The sequence below is a fragment of the Paenibacillus taichungensis genome (genome assembly GCF_050994985.1).
GTDB classification, from domain to species: domain Bacteria; phylum Bacillota; class Bacilli; order Paenibacillales; family Paenibacillaceae; genus Paenibacillus; species Paenibacillus taichungensis.
The window spans coordinates 1,677,728-1,697,067 of sequence record NZ_CP194720.1 but is presented as its reverse complement, the minus strand read 5'-3'; the positions used below and the strand labels follow the sequence as shown (position 1 = coordinate 1,697,067).

The following is a 19,340-nucleotide window of genomic DNA, read 5'->3' as shown; positions in this document are numbered from 1 at the left end:
GATTCTATGATCGGAAATACCCGGCAATGAGGACAGTTTAACCCGGTAATCTGGTCATGCCAACCAAGGAGGCAATTCCGTGAATCCAACCGTACAACTGTTCAAGAGTGAATCCTTTTTCCAAAATAATCTGAAGCTGTTCGTGAACCGATGTTCCGAAGATTTTGTGGTTCCTTTTCACGCACACGAGTTTGTTGAGTATAGTTATGTCGCAGAAGGAAAGGGCTTTCACCACATTGGTGAAGATATTATTCCGGTACACAAAGGGATGTTATTTGTTATTCCGGTCGGCGTTCCTCATGTATTCCGCCCAGCTACCGCGAATGTATCAGAGCACCCACTCATTATTTATAACTGTCTGTTCAATTCCGAACTGATCCACACCTTGTCCATTATTATTCAGGAGCAGGAGATTCGAAACCATCTGACAGACCTGGAAAAGAATCGGGTTCCTTATGTATCCATCACAGATTACAGCCAGCGGATGGAAGAATTAATGGTAAAGCTGTACCGCGAATCTGCCGTTCCGGGAATCGGCTCTTCCACGATCCTGTATACGCTTGTTAGCCAACTCGTCGTGACAACTTACAGACAGATTCATCAAGCTACCTGCAATGAGAAGGAAAATGCGACTGATATGGAACATATCCTTCATTACCTGGACCAACATGTTAACGAACGAATCCGTCTAAGCGAACTGGTGAATATTTCTGGTTGGAGCGAAAGACATCTTGGACGCATGTTCGTGACCCATACCGGGCGGACGTTTGGTGCTTATCTGCAACATTTGCGCATACAAAAAAGCTGTGAATTGCTGAAGAATTCACAACATAAAGTCAGTTTAATTGCTGAACTTGTAGGCTACCGTGATGTAGATTCATTTTACGCCGTCTTTAAACGAATTACGGGAGAAACCCCTCAGGGCTATCGCAGGAACTTCAGAGCAGAACCATTGAATTAAGTGTGTTCCTGTCTTCCGTTCCTTTCTTAAGGCTCATCTCTTTACAGGATCAAACTTAATCTCTTCATGTTCTCTTTCAAGCAGACGATCTACATAAGCCTTTGCACCTTTCCAAGAGGTCATCAACGGAAACTGATGTTGCTCCCGTTCATTTATATTCCATGGATGAGGGATACAGATGACTTTTTTTCCGTCATTCAGCGCGGGTATCAGGTTATGTGCCCCATCATCAATTAACAGATCGAAGTTAATCAAGTTCTTCCGTTTACATGTTATAAACTGTTCTGGAGATATATATGGCATATGCTTCTGGAGCCAATTCCACTTCTCTACAACCGTTTTGGGCTCAGCCGCTGTTAGGATCAGCAGGTCATAGGCTTGATGGAGCTTTTCCACCTCTTCTACTACATATTCATCGTAAATCTCCAGTTCCTCAAACAGCCCTGGCCGACCATAAAATACATCATGCGTACAATCCGGATGGCGCAGATGGGATGTATCCCAATGTATCATATCCTCATATCGCAGCGGATGGGTTGGGAAGCTGATGTTGTTATGATAGATGGCTCGCTTGACCAGATGACATATGGTATCATCCATATCTACAGCAATAATAGGTTTTTTCATCATTATCCCCTCCAATAGGATCACAGTATATCATCATCAATGTAACAGCGCTATCCTTTTTGAGCTCAAAATAAAAAGCGGCCCATGCGCCGCAATAACTGCTGCGCAAGGACTGCCCCCGAAATCAACCCAAATCTTCGCCATTCGTAGCGATGACGTTCTGATACCAACCAAAGCTCTTTTTCTTATAGCGATTCAATGTGCCTTGTCCGTTGTCGTCCTGATCGACATAGATTACGCCATAACGCTTGGACATTTCCGAAGTGGACGCACTGATGATATCAATCGCACCCCAGTTGGTATAACCCATAAGGTCTACCCCATCCATGACTGCTTCTTTCATTTGTGTAATATGTTTTCTCAGATAATCGATCCGATAATCATCATTAATGGAACCGTCGGCCTCTACCGTATCCTTGGCACCAAGTCCATTCTCCACGACAAATAACGGCAATTGGTAACGGTCATACAGCTCTTTTAACGCCACACGAAGTCCGATCGGATCAAGCTGCCAGCCCCATTCTGTACGCTCCAGGTTCGGATTCTTGATCGTACTGTACAGGTTGCCGCCAGTTACTCCATATTCCTCCGGATTCACTGCGGATACCAGCGATGTGTAATAGCTGAACGAGATGAAATCAACCGTATGCTCTTTCATAATCGCTTCGTCTTCAGGTTCCATCGCAATGGAGATGTCATGCTCAGCCCAGTAACGAGCCATAAAGGTTGGATAACTGCCTCGCACTTGTACATCAGTATGAAGCAGGTTCAGTTGATTATCGATCTGAGCTTGCAGTACATCTTCCGGCTTCGACGTTGCTGGGTAGTGAATCATGCGCGCAAGCATACAGCCAATCTGGAAGTCCGGGTTAATCTGACGCGCCTTCTGCGTTACCAGACTGCTGGCAACAAACTGATGGTGAAGTGCTTGATAGGAAGCTTGCATCACGTTATCGACACGATCCTCAATGATGCCTCCACCCGTGAATGGCTCAATAATGGTTGTGTTGATCTCATTAAACGTCAACCAGTATTTCACCTTGTCTTTGTAGCGATTCATGACAGTCTCGGCGTATCTTACAAAATGTCCGATAACTTCCCGTCCTGTCCAGCCATTGTACTTCAATACCAATGACATTGGCATTTCATAGTGAGAGAGCGTCACGAGAGGTTCAATATTGTGCTTCCGCAATTCGTCGAATACTTCATCATAGAAACGCAATCCTTCTTCATTCGGCTCCGCATCATACCCGTTCGGGAAAATACGCGGCCAGTTGATGGAAAGACGGAATGTCTTAAAACCCAGCTCAGCGAATAACGCAATGTCCTCTTTGAAGCGGTGATAGAAATCAATACCGTAACGCTTCGGATATCCCTTCGCACTGTGGTGAGCCATCGCTTTCTCAACCGTTGCACTGGTCACGTGCATCAGTTCTCTAAGGTTGGTGTAATCCTTCTTCTCAAAATAAGGAACCATATCCGCTGTTGACCAGCCTTTGCCCCCTGCATCAAATCCACCTTCAGCCTGGTTGGCAGCAATTGCGCCGCCCCACAGAAAACCTTCCGGAAACCTTTGTCGATTGATCATGCGTATCTCTCCTCTTCTTATTGATGTCGTCTATTTCGTCTTAAGTTCGTCTTTAGACTTTAAATTTCAGCTTTCAATACTTCTTCACCGGTCGTAATTGTACCCAACTTCACAGGCAGAACCTGCTTGTAATCTGCTGTATTCGTAACGACCATCGCCGTTGTAATGTCATATTCCTTGGCAATTTGATCAAGTTCAAACGTGAGTAATTTGTCTCCAGCCTGTACACGTGCTCCCGTAGCGACATGGGCTTCAAAATACTGTCCGCGCAGTTTCACGGTGTTAATCCCCACATGGATCAGAAGCTCCATTCCGTTATCACTGCGGACCACGATCGCGTGTTTCGTTTTGAACACATTCATGATGGTACCTGTAACTGGTGACACCAGTTCACCCACCGTTGGAACAAATGCCACACCTTTACCCATCAATTCATCGCCAAACGTTGGATCATTAACTTCTTTGAGTGCGATCGCTTTACCCGTCATCGGTGCAATGGCTACTGCATCACTTGTTGGTGTTGGAGCACCCATATCGTCCACGTTCACGGTTACAGCATTGCTGGACGGTGCTGCCGCTGGTGCCGCAGAAGCGCCTGGTGAGAATTGAGCCAACGCCTCGGCGTCGCCCTCTTCTTCCTTGATCCCGAACACAGTAGACATAATTGCACCCACAACAAAGGCAAGAATCATACCGCCAAAGGAGTACCAGAAGGTTTGTCCGATCAGGGATGGCAGACCCGGAAGACCACCGTTACCTGCAAGCACATAAGCTTTGGCTCCAAAAGCGAGAGCGAATCCGCCACCCACGGCACTACCAATCATCGCAGCGGCAAACGGTTTTTTATATTTCATGTTCACGCCGTACATAGCTGGCTCGGTTACACCCATCAGAGCTGTAAAGCTGGTGGACAATGCAACGGTTTTGAGCTTTTTGTCTTTTGCACGGAAGAATACGCCCAACGTCGCTCCGGCCTGTCCCATATTGGAGATGAACGTCAGTGGCAAAAATTTATCGAAGCCTAATGTAGCAATATTGCTCAGGATGATCGGTACGAGCGCATAGTGCATACCTGTCATAATAATGAGCGCCATCGCGCCGCCCAAAACAATCCCTGCAATTAATCCGCCTTCGTTCAGCAGCCAGTTAATACCACCGGACAAGCCGCTACCTACAAATGTACCCAGTGGACCGATCGCAATCAGCGTTACCGGAACCATAACAAGCAAGGTAATCAGTGGCACAAGCAGCAACTTCAATGCTGCCGGAATAACGCGGTCAACCCATTTCTCAACATAAGACATCAGCCATATGGCAAGCAAAATCGGAATAACCGATGAGGCATAGCTGACAGCCGTTACCGGAATGCCAATAAACGCAACCGATTCACCGCTGGATAGCAATGCGCCCATATCGGGATACATCAGCGCAGTACTTAGCGCAATGGCAACAAACGGATTACTGCCGAATTTGCGAGCGGCACTAACCGCAATCAGCAATGGAAGGAAGTAGAATACGCCATCCCCAATGGCGGAAAGGATACGGTACGTGTCAGTACCTGCTGACATCCACTCCAGGGATACGAATAATGCAAGTAATCCTTTGAGCATACCCGCAGCTGTAATCGCTGGCAGCATTGGTGCGAAGACACCCGCAATCGTCTCAAAAATATTAAGAATTACATTTTTATTTTTTTCCGGTTTAGCTTGTTTATTTTCTGTACTTTGCTGTATTGCCGGATATTCCTTCACCATAGCATCAAATACTTTGGACACGTCATTCCCGATAATCACCTGGAATTGATCTCCTGAGATATTTGTTCCCATGACTTTATCCAGTTTCTTAAGTGAGTTATTGTCCACTTTATCGTTATTTTTCAGATCAAATCTCAGTCGTGTGACGCAATGATACACCGAGTTGATATTGTTTGTTCCCCCAACGGCTTTGATGATTTCCTGTGCCGTTTCCTGATGTTTCATGATCATTTCCTCCTCATTTTTCCAATAAAAAATACCCGAACAAATAGCCACGTCTTCTACGTGTCATTCATTCGGGTATTGCCTGATTGAACAGTAACAAGCCCAATTGATATTTAGTTAGGTTCTGGTTCATGTGCTGATATTTCATTGGTCACGCTTCGGTTTCATTAACCGCTCCAGATGAAGGGTCAGATACAACTGTTCCGAATGCGTCATATCATACTGATAGTTCTTATGGATAAAAGTCTCAATCTTGCCGATACATTTGAAGGTTTCGGGATAGTTTTTCCGTACGACCTCGTATAAATACTCCTCCGCATCGTCATGTGACGAGTGAGTAATTACCCGTTGGCAGAAATACTTCAAATGAGTAATGAAACGGAAATAGTTGACGCTATCTTCATCCAATTCGACATTGAAGTGATATTTGATAATGTTCATGATCTCCTGAAGCAGCTGCATCAAATGAGTGACATCGTTCATGGAATCATTGACTTCCGCATTGATGAAATGCAGCGCTATGTTGCATATTTCATCCTTCGGAAACTCCACATCCAGTCTTTCCTTCAGCAGGGTGAGCGCTTCCCGGGCCACGTCGAACTCGGCCTTGTAGAAATGCTGCACTTCCCAGGAGAGCGGATTGCGTGTAATCATTCCCTTTTCCAGACGCTGGACAGCAAAATGAATGTGATCCGACAGTGAGACATAAATCCCGTCACTGATGGTTTTGTTCAATTGTGTACGTGCCAGTGTCACAATATCATCTGTCGCCTGCAGAATTTCAATCGGCACTTCCGTGACGATGGACTTGAACTTCTCATAGATCGATGCATCCTGAAGCCGGAATACTTTCTCAATCCGTTCTTCATCAATCTCATCGCCCGCCTTGAACTTAAACCCGATACCCCGGCCGAGGATCAGCAGTTCCTGATTTTTGTCATCCACGGTACTGACAATATTGTTATTAAATATCTGTTTAATAATCATGTTGGACCCACCTGTTTTTTTTGAGGATTAAAAAAGGGCAAAACCAAAATAGAAATAATAAAATCATTTCCATAGTGGTTTTGCCCGCATTACCGGTAACAAGCCTCGGATATAATCTATCATAACCTGAAAACGGTGTCAACCCAAAATGCTACCACTGTTATTTTACTTTGTCTTGCTTTCAATAAATATTTCCCTATAGTTCCACGAGTGAGGGTATGCTGTCTTAATATGTACATGTTGATACACAAACAAACTGGAGAAGTCTTCTACTCAAAATGGAAATTTTTTTTCTTTTCACGGTAACTCATCAGCCTTTAGCACAAATAGGAGCCCTTCTTCCGAAGGACTCACTGTTACTCATATCGCTAATCATTGCTGGAACATCACATGAATCTGTACAATCTCCGAACGACTGCTAGTACGAATCGGAGGTCCCCAGAAGCCAAATCCCGAGGTGACGATCGAGTGCATGGACCCTTTTTGCAGATAACCCCAATCATTCTCGTAGATAGCCTTAGTAATAAACTGAGCGGGTGCGATCTGACCACGATGGGTGTGACCAGACACAACCAAATCTACATGGTTTTGCTCCGCAATATCCAAATCATAAGGCTGGTGATCCATCATGAGCACAGGCTTGCTTAAGTCGGTATCTTGCATCAATGTCGCTACTTCTGCCCGATCCTTCTCTGTTCGGTCTTTCCGTCCAATTAGCGTAATCTTATCGTCCAATGTAATTTTATCATCATACAGAACTTGCATATTACTCTTCTCCAAGGCAGCAATCAGATCCTCGATCGGACCGTTATACTTGTCGTGATTGCCCAGTGAGGCGTAAACCCCATAAGGGGCCTGAATTCCGCTGATAATATCCGCAATTCCACTCTTGAGGTACATATCCAGGTTGTCATCGATAATATCACCAGGATACAGTACCAAATCCGGCTTCAGCGCGTTAATTTCTTCCACCATTCGTTTAGCGTGAGCAGGGCCGGACAGCAGGCCAAAGTGCATATCCGCAGCCATAACAATGTTAAGGCTGTCCACACCTTCCACTTTTTTATCAATCTGAATGCTGTATTGTCTTACGACTGGACTATAGGCGTTATAGATACCATAGCCCAACGTGGACAGCAACAGCACGAGAGTGACCACACCTGCCCATTTATGAGCGTAATGTCTTGGAATACGGGTTAGTCTAAGTAACCATAACGTTAGATGAACCACCGGCAGGATCAATAACAGCAGAGAAAAGATTGCAAGCCAGTATGAACCGATAACACTCAGGAAGGAAATACTTCCAAACAACCTTGCCAATATGAAAGAAATTGCAAGAAATACAAGCGCAACGATGTAAAACCAACGAAATCTCGCAGATACAACCGGCTTCATCCAGCTCCATCCGCTCCGTCCTATGTAAAACACTAATAAACCATACACAACCAAAAACAAGATGCCTGCAAGTACAAACATGCCTCTGTTAACCTCCACGTCAATAAGTTGATTGCTGAATTTTCTCTTGACCAAATTCCAGTCCATCTGAACAAGTATAACGTAGTTAAAGAGGTGAGGACATCTGTTTCCATTCCTCAGATGCGTACATTTTATTACAATTTGGAATACTTAAATTCCAATCAATATTTTGGCGATACGTCGACCCATAGCCTGTCATCTGAATAAAAAAAACATTCCTGCGTCCGCTCATGACTGACTAACCTCATGAACGAGCACAGGAATGCTGAATGATCTCGAATTACATATTACTCGTTAGTGTCCATCCATTGGAAGTGGAATGAACCTTCTTTGTCCACACGTTTGAATGTGTGAGCGCCAAAGTAGTCACGTTGCGCTTGCAACAGGTTCGCAGGCAAACGCTCAGTGCGGTAGCTGTCATAATAAGACAACGCGCTGGAGAATCCAGGAACCGGAATTCCTTGAGTTACCGCAGCTGCAACGACCTCACGCCATGCACCTTGGTAGGATTCAACAATGTTCTGGAAGTATGGGTCCAGAAGCAGGTTTTTCAGTTCTGCATCCTTGTCATATGCTTCCTTGATGTTTTGCAGGAACTGCGAACGGATGATGCAGCCACCACGGAAGATCATAGCGATGTTGCCGTATTTCAGATCCCAGCCATACTCGTCGGAAGCTGCACGCATTTGAGCAAAACCTTGTGCGTAAGATACGATTTTACTTGCAAATAGCGCTTTACGCACATTCTCGATGAACGCTTTTTTGTCGCCAGAGAATGCTTCAGTTGCTGGTCCATTCAAGATTTTGCTTGCTGCCACACGTTCGTCTTTCATTGCAGACAGGAAGCGGGAGAATACGGATTCCGTAATCATGGACAATGGTACGCCGAGATCCAGTGCGCTTTGGCTTGTCCATTTGCCTGTTCCTTTTTGTCCAGCTGCATCCAGAATGACATCAACCATTGGTTTGCCCGTTTCCGGATCATATTTGGAGAAGATGTCTGCCGTGATTTCAATCAGGTAGCTATCCAGCTCACCTTGGTTCCATTCAGAGAAAATTGCATGCAATTCTTCAACGGACACATTCAGCACGGATTTGAGCAAATGATACGCTTCTCCGATCAACTGCATATCCCCGTATTCGATACCATTGTGCACCATTTTCACATAGTGTCCGGCACCATCTGGTCCGATATATGTGCTGCAAGCATCGTCGCCTACTTTAGCGGAAATGGCTGTCAGAATGGGTTCAACAAGCTCATACGCACTTTCTTGTCCGCCTGGCATGATTGCCGGGCCTTTCAACGCGCCTTCTTCACCACCGGATACACCCGCACCAATGAAGCGGAAACCTTTGGCTTCCAGATCTTTGCTGCGGCGTTGGGTGTCAGGGAAGTATGCGTTCCCTCCATCAATAATGATGTCGCCTTCGTCCAAGTGTGGCAGCAATTGTTCAATGGTAGCGTCCGTTGCTTTACCTGCTTGAACCATGATCAGGATTTTGCGTGGGGATTCCAGGGAAGCTACGAACTCTTCAATCGTGAATGCGCCTGTCAGGTTTTTGCCTTCGGCTTCTTTGAGAAGATCATTCGTTTTCTCCGGGGAACGGTTAAATACCGATACCGAGAATCCTTTGCTTTCAATATTAAGGGCAAGGTTTTTACCCATTACTGCAAGTCCGATGACACCGATCTGTTGTTTACTCATTATGTCCTCCCAATACTCTTTATATATAGTAGGTTAAAATTCGAGATCAACAATCTTTATTACTGAACTGTTTTTTTCCAGTCTGCTGCAAATTTGTCCATGCCTTGATCTGTCAGCGGGTGTTTGGAAATTTGTTCAATGACGGAGAATGGAACAGTAGCGATATGTGCTCCTGCCATTGCTACACGTGTAACGTGGTCCGGATGTCTTACAGAAGCCGCAATAATCTGTGCATCCAGGTTATGTGTACGGAACAGCTCAGCAACTTTGGCAACCAATTGCACGCCATCTTCGGAGATGTCATCCAGACGTCCCAGGAATGGGGATACATATGTTGCACCTGCACGAGCAGCAAGCAGCGCCTGGTTCACTGTGAAGATCAAAGTTACGTTGGTTTTCACACCTTTTTTAGTCAGGTAACGACAAGCTTCCAGTCCTGCAAGTGTCATTGGCAGCTTGATTGTGATGTTTTTGTCGTTGTTATTGATTTTGATCAGTTCGTCTGCTTGAGCAATCATCTCTTCAGCCGTGATTGCATCTGGAGTTACTTCTGCAGATACGGATTCAACTTCTGGTACCTCACGCAAAATTTCTTCAATGCGGTCTTCGAATTTCACGCCTTCTTTGGCTACCAGAGAAGGATTTGTTGTTACACCAGACAGGACGCCGATTTTGTATGCTTTTTTGATGTCTACCAAGTTTGCTGTATCGATGAAAAATTTCATATTCAATTACCTCCAAGGGATATGTTTTTTTGTTTTTTTTATGTTACAGATTTGCATTAACAGCCAGAGGAACTTCAATATCATCTTCAGCCTGCTGATCGGCAGGTTGGTCAAACCACCAGTGGTGCCCTTCCGCAGCGAGCATCGCATCCGACTCTGCTGGTCCATAACTTCCAGCCGGATACAGATGAAGTGGGAGCAAATTCTCCTGGAATGCATCCAGAATAGGTTGTACCCAAGCCCAAGAAAGTTCTACTTCATCCCAATGGGCAAAGAACGTTGGATCACCATGCAATGCGTCATGAATCAAGTTCTCATAAGCCTCGGCCAGATCCTCACGATCTGGTGACAGATCGATATGAACAGGTTTGAACTCCCCTTTGTTTTGCGGGTCGCTCGCATTCAGCTGCAGCGTCATGCTCTGGTCAGGACTCATCTCAATCACAAGCAGGTTCGGTTTGGAACCGTTAACCACGTTAGCCTGCCCAGATGGTTCCTTGAATTCAATGACAATGCGAGTGGATTTCTCCTTCATTCGTTTGCCGGTACGGATATAGAAAGGTACTCCGCGCCAGAAGAAGTCATCAATCTGCAATTTTGCAGCAATAAAAGTATCATTCATCGTATTCTCGGCAACACCCGGTTCAGCTGCATATCCGCTAACGGATTTGCCTTGAATGTTTCCTTCAGCATACTGTCCGCGAATGACACTTGCACCCACGTTTTGCTTTTGCAGTGGCTCGATCGATTCCATGATGTGTTTTTTCTTCAAACCGACTTTTTCCGTGGTGCTGTTATATGGAAGTTGGATCGCCATCATCATGAGCAATTGCAGCATATGATTCTGGAACATGTCACGCACGGCGCCTACATGATCATAATAGGATGCCCGTTCTTCCACACCAACAGTCTCATTAGCGGTGATCTGCACATTGGAGATATAACGGTTGTTCCACAATGCCTTCATGATCGGATTGCTTTGATGCAAGGTTTCAAGACGCTGCACCATCGGTTTGCCCAAATAGTGGTCAATCCGATAAATTTCTTCTTCCGTGAATGCTTCGCTTAACTTGCGATTCAAGTCACGAGCCGATTGTAGATCATGTCCAAATGGCTTTTCGATCACAAGGCGTTTCCAGCCTTCAGTTGATCCAAGTCCACTACCCTGAATGTTCTCTGCAATGGGTTCGAAGAATTCTGGGCCAACCGAAAGGTAGAACAGACGGTTGGATGGAATGCCAAGTTCAGCCTCTCTTTGTTCCACTAACTTTAACAGCTCTATATAATCTTCCTTATGGCTTATATTCAATACACTGTAACGGAAAGCCTGTACGAATGATTTTACAAGTTCAGGATCAGCAGGGCGTCTGGAAAATTCATTTAATGATTTTTCCACTTGTGCCTGAAAGAATTCATCAGACCATTCTCTGCGTCCCAAGCCAATCAGCGAGAAGGATGCCGGAAGTTTCTGCTCAATGTATAAATTATATAAGGCTGGATATATTTTTCTTTTGGCTAAATCGCCAGTCGCACCAAATAAAATAATGCTCGTTGGTTCCATCTCACTATTCTCCTTCCAAGTAACTCTGGTTTCTTTGCTGTAGTTACACTATAATACGTTTCATAGCCATACAAGTAATTAATATATTTCACAGGAGCTATAGACGATATCTATGACAACAAATTATGAACTATATAAGGTATTCTATTGGGCTGCCAAAACAGGCAGTTTGACCCAAGCCGCCAAAGCGCTATATATTACTCAACCAAGTGTCAGCCATGCCATCAAACAGTTGGAAGAAAGCTTTGGTCTCACGCTGTTTTACCGGAATTCCAAGGGAGTTGCGTTAACACAGGAAGGTGTAAGTTTGTATTCCTATATTGAACAATCCCAGATTTTGATCTCGCTGGCCGAGGAGAAAATGGCTGCATTGAAGAGTTTAGACAACGGAGAACTAAGGATTGGTGGCAGTGATTCGCTGTTCAAGCATTACATGCTGTCCTATCTGGAAGAATTTCATGTACTCTACCCCAACATCAAGCTGCATCTAAGTCATGGGACAACGCCGGAAGTCATCACGTTTTTGAAAGAAGGCAAAATTGATCTGGGTGTTGTGCGGATGCCTATCGTTGACCCACAACTTGAGGTCAGGGAAAGTATCCAGCTCAAAGACTGCTTTGTCGCGGGCGAACGATATGCTCAACTGAAGGATAAAGTTATGACATTGGAAATGCTGTTGGAGCATCAGCTCATTCTTTTCTCCAGAAACAGCCGGGTTCGGATGGCAATTACGGAGCTGTTCAACAGCTATGGCTACACACTCAAACCTGAAATTGAGGTCGGCAGTGTGGATTTGTTAATCGAATTTGCACGGAGGGGATTGGGCATATCGTATGTCACCCGTGAATTTATTTCCAAAGAGCTGGAAGAAGGCTCTCTCTTCGAAATTCAGCTGGATGTTGCCCTGCCACCTTCACATGTGGGCATCATGACCAAGCGTAATATGCCAATTTCACTGGCAGCCAACCGGTTTATGGATCTCATTTTCAAGGCGGATTAAGATTCGTCGGTCTGCTGGTGTACAAAAAAAGTGCCTCGTCATCCCAAAAGGATGATGAAGCACTTTTTCTCATCTTAATTCAAGTTCTTTCAATCTGATCTCAATTCTCTCAGGAATCATAGCAAACAGTTGCTGCCAGGGCATGAATAGACTGGGCTCAAGTACAAACTCCTCAAACTCCATAGAGGGAACAAACGCCTTGGTCTGCAGAAAACTTCGCACGCTGGCGTCAATTTCTTCATTGGTCTGGAAATAACCTTCGAACATCTCGTTTACGAGCAGACCGTCACAACCCGCATTGGCGCCTGCTGCACTATACAAATCTGGCAACAGTTCAAACACCACAGGGATCGGAGAAAAAGCATGTTTGCCTGGCTGCGAGTATAAACACACATGGCGTCCAACCACATTAACTCGATCTTTCAGCAATCCCCGAAGTACTCTCCCATGGAAGCTGGCTTCACAGTCCATGACTTCACCGTCATGGCCCACATATATCCACACATGCTCCATTTCGTACAAATGCCCAATTTCATAATCCCACCAAATCGAAAATTCAATCACATATTGGACCGCCTCAACCGGAAAATGAATCTCCCGCTCGAATGACGGTGAAGGTCCTGATTGATCCAGAATGGAAACGCCTACAAAATCCGGGTAAAAGGGTTCATTTCGATCAAACATCAATACAGGTGCATAGCTCATCGCGGTTTCCAGCATTTCCTGCTCAGTCATGGTCATGGATCGTCCCTCCACATTCTTTGAGTGCTACTACTGTAACAAGCCAATGTTATGCCTATCTTAACAGAGAATTCGGAATGTGTTAATTGGAACAAAATTTAAGCCCGTAACCGGAAAGTTTTCCGGTCACGGGCCTGAAATCAATCATTTGATAGGAGAACGAAATAACGTTATCCCTTTGAATTTTTGGAAGATTTGGAAGCTTTGATCGCCTGATCGGAAATAGAATCCACACATCCAATCGGCGGTCCCAAAATCGCGTCATTTTTGATGGATGCCACTGCCGTCCTGTACGCCTCCTCATCAATACAGTATGCACGATGGGCAACTTCAGGCGGTGTTGCAGCCAGGAAGTCAGCCCCCAGCACAATGTCCGGTGTAGGTTGATCAAAAATCGTCAACAAGTGCACATCATCGGTCTCCGCCACAAACCAGTGAAACCATCCTTGAGGGAATATCGAAACCTGGCCTGGCTTCAAGTGATAACTTATCCGCTCCCGCTTGAACGGATCGTAAACAGAAGTGGTAATTTCCCCGTTGATCAGAACGACCATCTCGGTCACATTTGTATGCCAATGTGGTTGCACAATAATACCTTTGCTCATGTGTACATTGAAGAATCCATTTTTGATCGTAGGCAGCTGCGGTCCAAACAATTGGGTAATATAATTGCGCGAATCACGCTGATAATTCAACACCGCTGTCGAATCGGCCGCCAGCTGAACATTCGGGGCTTGCAGAATCGGATTAGTCATACCGCTGTTTCCTCCTTAATAGGCATACATCTCATTGTTGTACTGTATGCGCTAATTAGCGGAGATAATACCGAGGACACGGCTCCAATGTAATTTTTATCGGACCGTGTAACTTACATCCGTTCATTAGGTGAAAATCATCCACTCTCAAGTAAAATACAAAAACACCCTTTTCCTGTTGAAAACCGGTCTGGGGCGTTAATTGTTTTATTTTATCTATAGGCTTGGCTTAAATTAAGCAAGACCTGGGTATCTTCCCCCTGCGGCAAATCCTTTGGGAGATATCCGTTCAATCTCAGCCAATTCATCATTGGTAAAAGAAACCTGCAAGGCACCAAGATTCTCATGAACTCTCTCCAAACTGCGAGTACCAGGAGATTTTCTCTTACTTTTATCCGTAAAACGGGCTCAAAGATAAAAGGCTGACTCCATGTAGGAATCAGCCTTTTATCCTTTTCGTATCTATTCTCAATCATTCTACGGTGCTTCAACAGTTGTTCCACAATACTCACAATCCGTCGATTGCTTCCGATATACCTTCGCCTTCGCCCCACATCCCGGACAACTCACCGAAACCTTCCATCGGGAATCAACAAAATGGTCATGGTGTCTATTATGTAATTTAGGAGATCCTCATCGTTGTTCCACAATACTCACAGTCCGAAGACAAATTCGGATAAACCTTTACCTTTGCCCCACACCCCGAACAATTCACAGATACAGGTTCTTGCGGTTCCTCGTATTCATGATCGTGGTACTCATCTTCATAATACCCTTCATCATCATATTCCTCTTCATTGTCATAATGGTAGTGATAATGATCAGCCTTGGGATGGAATTTAGGTCGACTACACATTTTAATTCCTGTAACAAGTACGATAACGCCAGGTATAAAAAGAATAATCGTACTAATAATAGCCATTTCGGTTCCCTGGAATATTAATAATATAGATAATAAGATGGTCAGAGATGAAAGTATAATGAATATAATTCCAAAAAATTTCTTCACAGCTTTTCCTCCTATGAATTTATGATTTGCTTGTCACGATCTGTTGATTCCGCTCTTTCAAACGGGACTTTAATCGGGAAAATTGTGAAGCAAGATGCTCGCTATTCACCAGTTCTCCTGCTTCGTAATGAGTTGAAAGCTCACTGTTTATCTTTTCAATATCCATCAAAATCTGCCGGTCATTATATTCAAGTGAATGTGGAGTGATCGGGTCACTATATTTTACAAGTTCTATTAATGTATGAACGGTCTTCCTCTCTTCTTCCGCAGTCAGAACGGAATGGCGCTCCATCGTGTGAAGCAGCTGCTGCAAAGCGTTCTCAATCAAATGTAGATTGAACAATTTCGTTTGCTCAACGGCATCATTACGACGTGTACTTTGAATAAAGATCAAAATGATGCCACACAGAATGAGGGCGATAGCTAAAGTTACCGTATGTAACAAAACGAACCAGCGTAAGCCATGATCTGCCAAACCTGTAAACAGAGAATATATCATTACACAAATCAGATACATTACCAACACGATCCCTAACGCTGTGTAACCAGGAACCAATTGTTTAAAGCGATCCATATGTAGCATGACATACCTTATATAAATCCAAATCGCCGTAATCGCGACATAAGAAGCCACAAGATTCATCCAGAAAGAAAACGATACAATGGCATGATTAAACACTGTAAAAGAAACGACTGAGGCTACAAGCATGCTGATCAGATAGATGGCATCCAAAATGAAAAGGTTGCTCCGTTTAATTATCACTATGCCTGCCCTCCATCTTGCAGATTGTTTCCGCAATCCAGACAGAACTTCTGACCGGGCTTCACTTCGTGTTGACATTGACTGCATTTCAAGGACAGACTGGAGCCGCAATTGCCGCAAAATTTAGTTTGGCCCGAATTGATATGATTGCACTTGGGGCATGGGCTAGGCATCGGTTCGTGACACTGAACACATTCCAAAGCATTCTCCGCATTATCTGCCCCGCAGGATGGGCATGCATGATATTTGTCACCACAATTAGGACAAAATTTGGTCCCTTTTTGCAAGGCATGTCCACAGTTGTTACAACCGGTCATTGCTGATTTTTCGGCAAGTGAATTGCCACATTTGCTGCAAAAAGAACTATGCTCCTGGTTCGGATGACTGCAATGTTTGCATATGCGTACAGCAGGTGTTTCCGTGGTAGCCATCACTTTGGACATCTGGGACATCTCGCTGCTGAATGATCCTCCCAGTCCAACACCCATCCCCATACCAAGCCCTGCACCCATTATATCCGATTGCATGCTTCCTTCATTTTTGGCTGCACCTTCAAGCGTATCGAATGAACGCTCCTGTTGATAGGTATACCCGATAATATCCATTTCGGCTTTGCGTGCCAACGCTTCTCTCAAACGAATGACCGAAGGGTCCTCTTCAGGCAGATTGACATTGTGGATATACAGGTTGATTAATTCAATACCAAATTCTTCGAAAGCAGATGCAATCGTATCAGCAAAATGTCGTGATATTTCTGCGATATAAGCATTGATTTCCAGTACACTTACTTTTCTATGTATTAGATAGGAAGACAGCATGGAGTTAATGTTCATAATAATTAGCCCGCGAAAGTAATTGACCATATTAGCCTGGTTAAATTCAGGCAGTGTTCCCACAAGTTTGACCAGAAATTTGCGAGAGTCTGCTATTTTTATTCCCATCTGTCCAAATGCTCTCACGGGAACGATAATATTATATTTTGGGTCCTGTACCTGAATTGGATTTGCTGTTCCCCATTTCACGTCTAGTGCGCTTACTTGGTTGACGTACCACACTTCTGCTGCAAAAGGTGATTTACCTCCGAACGGAAGGTTAACGAGCCGGTTTAAGATCGGGATATTCGCTGTACTTAGCGTATGTCTTCCTGGCCCGAACATATCAAGCGCTCTTCCATCCTTAAAGAGGATCGCCTGTTGGGATTGATTCACAATCAACTGGGTCCATGTTCCCAATTCATTCTCAGGATGTTTCCAAGCAAATACATCTGGTGAACCGTCATACTTGATTACGTCAATAATGGCCATTTCTCTTCCTCACTCCAGTAGTAGAATACTATAATTTCATTGAAACAATTGTACTAACAATCGATTTCTAACAATCTAAAGTTAAACTATTTTAAATCTTATTTATCTGCTAATCTTTCAACAAAAATGTTTTTTCATGTTTAGGCATTGCTATTTTACCATTTATAACCTCCTTTCGCACTAATTTAGTTCATATTTCATGAGATATTTTTCCTATAGATGAATGGTATAGACACTAAAAAACCTCCTGTATATCGACAATATACAGAGGTTCTTGTGATAGTGGAGTCCCTCTGGTTAATTCAGGAGATTATCCATATATGATGCGGGATTGGCCATGAACGCTTCGAACGTGGAGATCGTTCCAATCTCCTGATGTTCAATATCTGCGTAACCAATCATTTTTTTGCTTGGATTCCAGACGATTAGGATATGGGAGTACTGATCCACGTCAGAGGATATACGCAGCAGTTTCTGTCTGCCCATCTTCATTTCAACCGTATCGACCAGATGGAAGAATTCGATGTATCCCACGCCGGACGAATTGTCCGGCAAGTCGATTCTTCGCTGACCTTCCGTTAGAAAACGGATTAATGCATCAGGCAGCTTGTACGATTTGAGCGCATGCAATTTATTGCTCAGATTGTGAAAGTCTTGCGGCTCATGAGCTTTCAAATACTCTGCCATTTCAGCATTCTTCTGACTGATCGCAATCGTATATGCCCGCTCCCCATCCTTCTCTTGAATAGTTACATCCGCTCCACGCTCTACCAGAAATTGAACCATCTTCATATTGTTGTTGCGAGCCGCTACCGTAAGCGGTGTAGCCTTGTATGGATACACCATATCGGACTCGTTGTAATTGATGTCCACGCCCTCGTCCAGCAAATACTGAACCATCTTCATATCGTGATTCGAAACGGCTTTTCGTAATGTTTTCCCACCATATTTTCGAATATCCAGTCCGAGGTCCTTCAGCACTGCGATGTTCTTTTTGTTACCATAATAGGCTTCATCATACGCATTCGACTTCACCCTGCTCAAACCGTTCAATCTGGCACCCTTCTGATGCAAATATCGGATGATCTCTTCCCCGCCATATCTGACCGCCTTGAGGATTGCTGGATTATCCTTCACATTCAGGTTTACTCCGTTATCTACCAACAGCTTGACCACTGCCTGTTGATTGGTGATTAGAGCAATATCCAATGGCGTCAACGCTATGTATTTACTGAGCGTAATCTCTCTTTCGAGATCCATGCCCTGTTTAATAAATTCTTCTACAGCAATAACATCTCCCTTGTAAATCGCTATAGCTTGATCAGGCAACGTTTCAAACGTACCTTGATTTCCGATTTTGAACAAAAGGTGTTACCTCCCTCTGGTTAAATATCTCATGACTACTAGTCCTATAATGCTCATTATTATTAGTATACCTGCTATCCTTTTCATTTGTACAAACCTCTACCAAAATCATGATTCCAGACCTAAAGCCTTTCATACAAACCAACCCCGAAACATAAAGTTCCGGGGCCAATATCATCCTTTAAATTACACAATCAATCATGCGCTGAATTCTCTTCCCGGACCAACGCCAATATATGATCCTACGGTCGAAGCTAGTGCTCCACCTTCCACCAAAAGCGGGTTAAAGACACGGTCTGCCAAAAATCCTGCGAGACTATAGGATACAATAAAACCCAATTGGGATAAAATGCCGATGATTCCCCACACCCTGCCTTGTTTCTCGTTGGGTATGTTATTGCGAACCAATACATCTGCACTCATGTTGACAAAAGGCAGTGAGGCCAAAAACCTTATTTTGGGACAAATTTAGTCTATTTTGACTTAGTCTCGTCTCACCCATACTGCCCGAACGTAAATGCTTCAGCGGCTGAAATGTGATTAAAACGCCAAAGCACACGGTTGCAGAAAAATACAACGATGGCAAATATGAAGACAGCCGCAAACAAAGTTATGCCGTAGTGCAACCATGTCTTGGGAGCTGCCCCCATGTATAGCAACATGACCAGAATGACTACAGCTGCGACTAGCCCATCGTTCAACGCATTCAATAACTGAATCAGTCTGTGGTCCAGTTCTTACTAATCCCTGAGTCTGAGATGAATGAATTGAGAACTTATTTATTCCTATGCTA

18 protein-coding genes are annotated in these 19,340 nt (G+C 44.3%); 2 read left to right on the top strand and 16 right to left on the bottom strand.

All coding sequences use genetic code 11. The features are described from left to right. Positions 1–79 precede the first annotated feature (79 nt). Positions 80–961 carry a helix-turn-helix domain-containing protein gene (locus ACR1R9_RS07850; protein ID WP_433921401.1) on the top strand — a complete coding sequence of 294 codons (882 nt, stop codon included), beginning with the start codon at positions 80–82 and terminating at the stop codon, positions 959–961. 33 nt (positions 962–994) lie between these two features. On the opposite strand, the gene ACR1R9_RS07845 is transcribed toward ACR1R9_RS07850, so the two are convergent. The 8 genes from ACR1R9_RS07845 to zwf form a co-directional block, all read right to left on the bottom strand. Further along, a complete protein-coding gene (locus ACR1R9_RS07845; RefSeq protein ID WP_433923748.1) occupies positions 995–1,588 on the bottom strand; it encodes a 5' nucleotidase, NT5C type in 594 nt (197 codons plus the stop codon). 124 nt (positions 1,589–1,712) lie between these two features. Continuing rightward, a complete protein-coding gene (locus ACR1R9_RS07840; protein WP_099858335.1) occupies positions 1,713–3,176 on the bottom strand; it encodes a glycoside hydrolase family 1 protein in 1,464 nt (487 codons plus the stop codon). 59 nt (positions 3,177–3,235) lie between these two features. Further along, the gene (locus tag ACR1R9_RS07835) at positions 3,236–5,155 is read right to left on the bottom strand and encodes a beta-glucoside-specific PTS transporter subunit IIABC (protein ID WP_433921402.1); all 1,920 of its coding nucleotides are present in this window, start codon (positions 5,153–5,155) and stop codon (positions 3,236–3,238) included. Positions 5,156–5,299: 144 nt separating this feature from the next. Continuing rightward, positions 5,300–6,142, bottom strand: a complete 843-nt coding sequence (gene licT, locus ACR1R9_RS07830) for a BglG family transcription antiterminator LicT (RefSeq protein WP_062328359.1) — start codon at positions 6,140–6,142, stop codon at positions 5,300–5,302. A 372-nt stretch (positions 6,143–6,514) separates the two neighbouring features. Further along, complete coding sequence (locus ACR1R9_RS07825) at positions 6,515–7,618, bottom strand: metallophosphoesterase (protein WP_433923749.1); 1,104 nt, start codon at positions 7,616–7,618, stop codon at positions 6,515–6,517. Between the two features lie 287 nt (positions 7,619–7,905). After that, positions 7,906–9,324 carry an NADP-dependent phosphogluconate dehydrogenase gene (gndA, locus tag ACR1R9_RS07820; protein ID WP_076289037.1) on the bottom strand — a complete coding sequence of 473 codons (1,419 nt, stop codon included), beginning with the start codon at positions 9,322–9,324 and terminating at the stop codon, positions 7,906–7,908. Between the two features lie 59 nt (positions 9,325–9,383). Continuing rightward, positions 9,384–10,049: a fructose-6-phosphate aldolase gene (fsa, locus tag ACR1R9_RS07815; RefSeq protein WP_024630525.1), complete on the bottom strand. Its 666-nt coding sequence runs from the start codon at positions 10,047–10,049 to the stop codon at positions 9,384–9,386. A gap of 43 nt (positions 10,050–10,092) precedes the next feature. Beyond that, positions 10,093–11,610 (bottom strand): glucose-6-phosphate dehydrogenase, encoded by a 1,518-nt coding sequence (gene zwf, locus ACR1R9_RS07810; RefSeq protein ID WP_076289036.1) that lies wholly within the window; start codon positions 11,608–11,610, stop codon positions 10,093–10,095. Positions 11,611–11,722: 112 nt separating this feature from the next. Between zwf and ACR1R9_RS07805 the strand changes: the two genes are divergently transcribed. Then, complete coding sequence (locus ACR1R9_RS07805) at positions 11,723–12,610, top strand: LysR family transcriptional regulator (protein ID WP_063563125.1); 888 nt, start codon at positions 11,723–11,725, stop codon at positions 12,608–12,610. Positions 12,611–12,679: 69 nt separating this feature from the next. Here the strand turns inward: ACR1R9_RS07805 and ACR1R9_RS07800 are convergent, their stop codons facing one another. The 8 genes from ACR1R9_RS07800 to ACR1R9_RS07765 form a co-directional block, all read right to left on the bottom strand. Further along, entirely contained in the window at positions 12,680–13,351 is a 672-nt protein-coding gene (locus ACR1R9_RS07800) for a hypothetical protein (RefSeq protein WP_175382421.1), read from the bottom strand. A 170-nt stretch (positions 13,352–13,521) separates the two neighbouring features. Continuing rightward, a complete protein-coding gene (locus ACR1R9_RS07795) occupies positions 13,522–14,106 on the bottom strand; it encodes a cupin domain-containing protein (protein ID WP_175382422.1) in 585 nt (194 codons plus the stop codon). Between the two features lie 622 nt (positions 14,107–14,728). Then, positions 14,729–15,115 carry a hypothetical protein gene (locus ACR1R9_RS07790; protein ID WP_433921403.1) on the bottom strand — a complete coding sequence of 129 codons (387 nt, stop codon included), beginning with the start codon at positions 15,113–15,115 and terminating at the stop codon, positions 14,729–14,731. A gap of 19 nt (positions 15,116–15,134) precedes the next feature. Continuing rightward, complete coding sequence (locus tag ACR1R9_RS07785) at positions 15,135–15,878, bottom strand: hypothetical protein (protein ID WP_433921404.1); 744 nt, start codon at positions 15,876–15,878, stop codon at positions 15,135–15,137. Beyond that, entirely contained in the window at positions 15,878–17,182 is a 1,305-nt protein-coding gene (locus ACR1R9_RS07780; RefSeq protein ID WP_076289032.1) for an SPFH domain-containing protein, read from the bottom strand. Before ACR1R9_RS07780 ends, ACR1R9_RS07785 begins: the two co-directional genes overlap by 1 nt. 297 nt (positions 17,183–17,479) lie before the next feature. After that, positions 17,480–18,547 carry an ankyrin repeat domain-containing protein gene (locus tag ACR1R9_RS07775; RefSeq protein ID WP_433948796.1) on the bottom strand — a complete coding sequence of 356 codons (1,068 nt, stop codon included), beginning with the start codon at positions 18,545–18,547 and terminating at the stop codon, positions 17,480–17,482. A 198-nt stretch (positions 18,548–18,745) separates the two neighbouring features. Further along, complete coding sequence (locus ACR1R9_RS07770) at positions 18,746–18,970, bottom strand: hypothetical protein (RefSeq protein ID WP_433921405.1); 225 nt, start codon at positions 18,968–18,970, stop codon at positions 18,746–18,748. A gap of 71 nt (positions 18,971–19,041) precedes the next feature. After that, positions 19,042–19,248, bottom strand: coding sequence for a hypothetical protein (locus ACR1R9_RS07765; RefSeq protein WP_433956426.1), 207 nt, complete (start codon positions 19,246–19,248; stop codon positions 19,042–19,044). Between the last annotated feature and the right edge of the window lie 92 nt (positions 19,249–19,340).

Coding starts and splice junctions, on each gene's coding strand:
- ACR1R9_RS07845 (WP_433923748.1), bottom strand. CDS start 1,588: ATGAAAAAACCTATTATTGCTGTAGATATGGATGATACCATATGTCAT.
- ACR1R9_RS07840 (WP_099858335.1), bottom strand. CDS start 3,176: ATGATCAATCGACAAAGGTTTCCGGAAGGTTTTCTGTGGGGCGGCGCA.
- ACR1R9_RS07835 (WP_433921402.1), bottom strand. CDS start 5,155: ATGAAACATCAGGAAACGGCACAGGAAATCATCAAAGCCGTTGGGGGA.
- licT (WP_062328359.1), bottom strand. CDS start 6,142: ATGATTATTAAACAGATATTTAATAACAATATTGTCAGTACCGTGGAT.
- ACR1R9_RS07825 (WP_433923749.1), bottom strand. CDS start 7,618: ATGTTTGTACTTGCAGGCATCTTGTTTTTGGTTGTGTATGGTTTATTA.
- gndA (WP_076289037.1), bottom strand. CDS start 9,324: ATGAGTAAACAACAGATCGGTGTCATCGGACTTGCAGTAATGGGTAAA.
- fsa (WP_024630525.1), bottom strand. CDS start 10,049: ATGAAATTTTTCATCGATACAGCAAACTTGGTAGACATCAAAAAAGCA.
- zwf (WP_076289036.1), bottom strand. CDS start 11,610: ATGGAACCAACGAGCATTATTTTATTTGGTGCGACTGGCGATTTAGCC.
- ACR1R9_RS07805 (WP_063563125.1), top strand. CDS start 11,723: ATGACAACAAATTATGAACTATATAAGGTATTCTATTGGGCTGCCAAA.
- ACR1R9_RS07800 (WP_175382421.1), bottom strand. CDS start 13,351: ATGACCATGACTGAGCAGGAAATGCTGGAAACCGCGATGAGCTATGCA.
- ACR1R9_RS07795 (WP_175382422.1), bottom strand. CDS start 14,106: ATGACTAATCCGATTCTGCAAGCCCCGAATGTTCAGCTGGCGGCCGAT.
- ACR1R9_RS07780 (WP_076289032.1), bottom strand. CDS start 17,182: ATGGCCATTATTGACGTAATCAAGTATGACGGTTCACCAGATGTATTT.
- ACR1R9_RS07770 (WP_433921405.1), bottom strand. CDS start 18,970: ATGAGTGCAGATGTATTGGTTCGCAATAACATACCCAACGAGAAACAA.